The sequence below is a fragment of the uncultured Hymenobacter sp. genome (genome assembly GCF_964243305.1).
In the GTDB taxonomy this organism is placed as follows: Bacteria; Bacteroidota; Bacteroidia; order Cytophagales; family Hymenobacteraceae; genus Hymenobacter.
Window position 1 is genome coordinate 1 of the sequence record NZ_CAXTEF010000078.1, and the last position, 3,704, is coordinate 3,704.

Annotated in this window: 3 protein-coding genes; all 3 read left to right on the top strand. The window is 72.2% G+C overall.

Annotation, left to right across the window (positions count from 1 at the left end; all coding sequences use genetic code 11):
* Positions 1-1,322 (top strand): AMP-binding protein (locus ACFE70_RS20025; protein WP_375419556.1); only part of this gene is annotated, 1,322 nt, incomplete at its 5' end.
* Positions 1,323-1,342: 20 nt separating this feature from the next.
* Positions 1,343-2,506 carry a DUF3419 family protein gene (locus ACFE70_RS20030; RefSeq protein WP_375419557.1) on the top strand — a complete coding sequence of 388 codons (1,164 nt, stop codon included), beginning with the start codon at positions 1,343-1,345 and terminating at the stop codon, positions 2,504-2,506.
* Positions 2,503-3,704: phosphotransferase (locus tag ACFE70_RS20035; RefSeq protein WP_375419558.1), on the top strand; the 1,202-nt coding region annotated here is incomplete at its 3' end. The genes ACFE70_RS20030 and ACFE70_RS20035, both read left to right, overlap by 4 nt.

Consider the following 3,704-nt stretch of genomic DNA (forward strand, 5'->3'; position numbering starts at 1 on the left):
CCTTCTTCTCCCCAGACGTCAGCTGCGGCGCCGGCCCGCGGGCGGCCGTGGTCGGCCCCGCCGCGGGCCGGCGCTGGCGCTGGCTGGCCCGTCTCACCGGGCGGCGCCTGCTGACGCTGCCGGCGGAGCGGCCCGCCGGGGCTGGGCCGGCGCCCACCGCCTGGCCGCTGCAACTAGTGCCAGCCGCGCAAGCGGCGCTGGTTTCGTTCAGCTCCGGCAGCACGGGCGGCGGGCAGGCCCACGCCGTGCGGCGCAGCCACGCGGTGCTGCTGGCCCAGCACGCGGCCCTGAAAACGGCGTTTCCACCCCGGCCGGGGCAGCGCGACTTCCCGCTGTTCCTCAACGTGCTGCTCCACAACCTGGCCGCCGGCACTACCACCATCATCCCGGACCTGCCCTGGCGTAGCGGCTGGGCCGGCTTTGCGCCCGCCCGCGTGCTGGCCCAGCTTCGGCAGGAGCGCGTGACGACGCTCACGGGCAACGTCTTCTACTTCCAGAAGCTGTTGGCTTACCTGGCCGACCACCCGGCTACTTTCCCGCTGGTGGAGGGGGTAGGCGTGGGCGGCTCGCCGGTGCCGGAAAGCCTGCTCTACGAGCTGAAAACCTGCTTCCCGGCCGCCGACTGCTACGTTATCTACGGCTGCTCGGAGGCCGAGCCCATTGCCGTGCGCCGCTGCGGCCCGGCGCCGGCCGACCCGCGCGGCGGCTACTGCGTGGGCCCGGTGCACCCTGGCCTCAGCCTGCAGCTGGCCAGCCCGCAGCCGCTGTGGCTGCCCACCGTCGGCGGGCAACATGCGGCAGTTGAAACCCACGCGCTTCCGTTCGGCCGCGCCGCTGACTCTGGTGCTGGCGCAAGCGCAGCCGACGCAAGGGCAACTAGTAAAAGCGCAGCCGGCGAAATCTTGGTGCGCGGCCCGCACGTGGCCCGGCCTGAAGGCGCCGAAAACGGCTGGCTGGCCACCGGCGACTTCGGCTACCTCGATGCGGCCGGGCAGCTCTGGCTCGTGGGCCGGTGCGCGGCGTGTGGCCCTACCAGGTCGAGCACGTGGCGCGGGCCGCGGCCGGCGGCGCGCTGGCCGGCGCCCGGCCCAGCGCCCAGCAGCCGGCTTTCGACCTGTTCGTGCAGGGCCCGCCGGACCTGGCGCCCGCCATTCGGGCTGCTCTGGTGGCGGCCTTTGGCCCCGAGCTGCTCGGCACGCTGCACCTGCGCGCCCAGCTGCCCGTCGATGCCCGGCACTTCTCGAAAGTCCGCTACGACCTGCTCCGCTAGCGCCATCAGCCGCTACTGGCCACCTCCTAAAGCAGCAACTCATAGTTCCTAACTCCTAATTCCTAACTCACCGTGCAGTCCGAATTCACCCAGGTTCCGCTTGATTGTCTGCGCTACGGCCTGGTCTGGGAAAGCGCGGCCACGCTCTACGAGGCGCTGGAGTTGCAGGCCGACGACCACGCGCTCATCATCACGTCGGCGGGCTGCAACGTGCTCAATGCCCTGCTGGCGGGCCCGCGCCGGGTCACGGCCATCGACCTGAACCCGGTGCAGAATGAGCTGCTGCAACTTAAGGTGCACGCCGTGCGCCACCATCCGCCCGCGGTGCTGCGCGGCCTGCTGGGGCTGGCCGGGCCGGCGGGCGTGGCCCAGGCCGCGGCGGCGCTGCTGCCCACGCTGCCGCCGGCCCGCCGCCAGGCCTGGGCCGTCCGGCTGGCTCAGCACCCGCGGGGCCTGCTGCTGGCCGGCCGGCTGGAGAGCTACGTCACGGCGTTTCTGCCCACGCTGCCGGCGGTGCTGCAAGCCAAGCTGGCACACTTGCTCCGCTTCGAGGGGGTAGGCGCGCAGGCCGCTTTCTTTGACGAGGAGCTGGCCACGACTGATTTCCCGGCCCGCTTTATTCAGTATTTCGACCAGGCCAACCTGAGCCGGGGCCGCGACCCGCGCCTGTTTCGCTACGCCGCCGCCACGGGCGGGCAAGTCTTCTATGAGCGGCTGCGCGCGCAGCTAAGCCAGCAGCTGGCCCGCGACAACTTCTTTTTCCGCTTCTTCTTTTTCGGTCCCGAAAACCTGCCCGAAAGCATTTTGCCGCCCTGCTACCAGGCCGCCCACCACGCGCGCCTGCGGGCGCACCTGCCCCGGCTGCGCGTGCGCACCGGCGAGGCCGTGACGTTTCTGCTCTCGGCGGCGGGGCCGCCGGTGAGCAAGGCCAGCCTCTCCAACATCTTTGAATACGTGAGCGCGGCCGAGTTTGGGCGCGCCAGCCGGGCGCTGGGCCAGCGGCCGGGGCCGCTGCGGGCCGTGTTCTGGAACCTGCTGCAGGCGCAGGCGCCGCGGCCCACGGCCGGCGTGCCCCTGCTGGCGGGCATCTCGGCCGGGCTGTCGGCGCGCGAGGCCTGCTTTTATTTCGGCGGGGTGCGGGTGCTGGCATTCGCGGGCGCGCCGACTGGCGCGCTGCGGCCGGCGCGTTCCGGGCCGCCGCCGGCCGCATTTACGTTTAGCGCCCCCGCCTTATGAAAACCAATCTACTGTCTGACGCTGCGCCGGCCGTATGCAGCGCCGCGTTTCTGGAAGAAATAATGCACCGCCACGCCCCGGAGCGCGAGGTGCGGGTGCGGGCCGTGCGCCCCGCGCCGCTGGACAGCTCGGCCAGCATTCTGGCCAACCTGTCGGTGGGGCAGGCGGGGCGGCCCCTGGGCTTGTTTGGACTGAGCGTGGAGTTGCGCACCGCCGGCGGCCCCTGGCACTGGCAGCCGCTGGTGCTGAAAATCAAGCCGCCCGGCCGCGAAGTGAGCCAGCTGCTCACGGCCCTGGCCACGGCCCACGGCGGCCCGCTGGTCCAGGTCTACCCCCCCTTCGAGCTGCAAACCGGCTTTGCCGCCACCCACCACCGCGAGCTGGCCGTGTACGCCGAGGCCGCCGCCCGCCGCCCGGCCGCGGCCGGCCCGCTGCCGCTGCTGCCCACCGTGTGGGCCACCCACGCCGACGAGGCCACCGAAACCTACTACGTGCTGCTCGAAAACCTCCAAGGAGCCGAGCTGCTCAACTCGGTGCGGGAGCCCACCCGCTGGACCGACGCCCACCTGCGGGCGGCCCTCACGCAGCTGGCCGCCTGGCACGCCTGGCACCTGTGGCCCGAAGCGGCCGGCCCGCTGCGGGTCCCGGCAGTCCCTACCCCCCCCGCCGGCGCCAAAGCCGCGCCCGCGGCGGAAATTCGGCCCGGCCGGGCCTACATGCAGGCCCTGACGCCGCTCTGGGAGGCGCTGCTGCGCCACGCCGCCACCCACTGCCCGGCCCTGTACCCGGCGCCGCGGGTGCGCCGCCTGGAGGCCATCACCAAGCAGATTCCGGCGTACTGGCGGACGCTGGAGGCCCAGCCCAAAACGCTCATCCACAATGACCTGAACCCGCGCAACGCCTGTTTCAAACGCTGCCCGGACGGGAACCTGCAGTTCGTGGCCTACGACTGGGAGCTGGCCACCTACCACGTGCCGCACTACGACGTGATGGAACTGCTCACCTTCGTGCTCGGCCCCGAGCGCGCCCCCCAACTGCCCGCCTACCTGGCCCACTACCGCCAGGCCCTGCACGAGCTGACCGGCCTCTACCCCAGCCAGGCCGAGTTCGACGAGGTGGCACGGCTGGCCGCCTACGACTTCGGCCTGCACCGCCTAGGCCTCTACCTGATGGCGCACGCCGTGAGCCCCTACCCCTT